Source organism: Rhizobacter sp. P2_H2, from assembly GCF_056403375.1.
Window position 1 is genome coordinate 1 of the sequence record NZ_JBFUFP010001719.1, and the last position, 678, is coordinate 678.

Annotated in this window: 2 protein-coding genes; both read left to right on the plus strand. The window is 65.2% G+C overall.

All coding sequences use genetic code 11. The features are described from left to right. Positions 1–208: carbohydrate porin (locus tag AC1D15_RS35815; protein ID WP_477829829.1), on the plus strand; the 208-nt coding region annotated here is incomplete at its 5' end. A 125-nt stretch (positions 209–333) separates the two neighbouring features. Next, on the plus strand, positions 334–678 hold a 345-nt coding region (locus tag AC1D15_RS35820), incomplete at its 3' end, for an ABC transporter ATP-binding protein (RefSeq protein WP_477829830.1).

Consider the following 678-nt stretch of genomic DNA (forward strand, 5'->3'; position numbering starts at 1 on the left):
GTCCGGAACTGCGCCTGTACGTGACGACGGCCAAGTGGAACGCGGCGGCCAACGCGGCCGAGGTCCGGAACTGCGCCTGTACGTGACGACGGCCAAGTGGAACGCGGCGGCCAACGCGGCCGAGAACGGCGGCGCCGGCGTCACCAACCGCGCCAACGGCGACACCAAGGGCACGTCCTATGGTGCCCAGGCTGAAATCTGGTTCTGATAGAGGGACGGTTTGAAGACTCGGTTTTGCTGAAATGCTGAGTTGAGAGCAGTACGGGCCGGCTGAGAAGCCGGCCCTTTTGACTTGTGACTTCCGACATCCAGGAACGACAACGTGAGCAATCCATGGCCGATCTCCAGCTGAAGGCCCTGCGCAAGGCGTTCGACGACGTCGTGATCCTGCACGGCGTGGACCTGGAGATCCGCGACGGCGAGTTCCTGGTGTTCGTCGGGCCGTCGGGCTGCGGCAAGTCGACGCTGCTGCGCTGCATCGCCGGCCTCGAGGACATCACCGCGGGTGAGCTCTACATCGGCGGCGAACTCGTCAATGACGTGCCGCCGGCCAAGCGCGGCATCGCGATGGTGTTCCAGAGCTATGCGCTCTACCCCCACATGACGGTCGCCGAGAACATGGCCTTCGGGCTGCGGCTCGCCGGCTATTCCAAGGACGAGATGCGCGCGGCCGTGAGC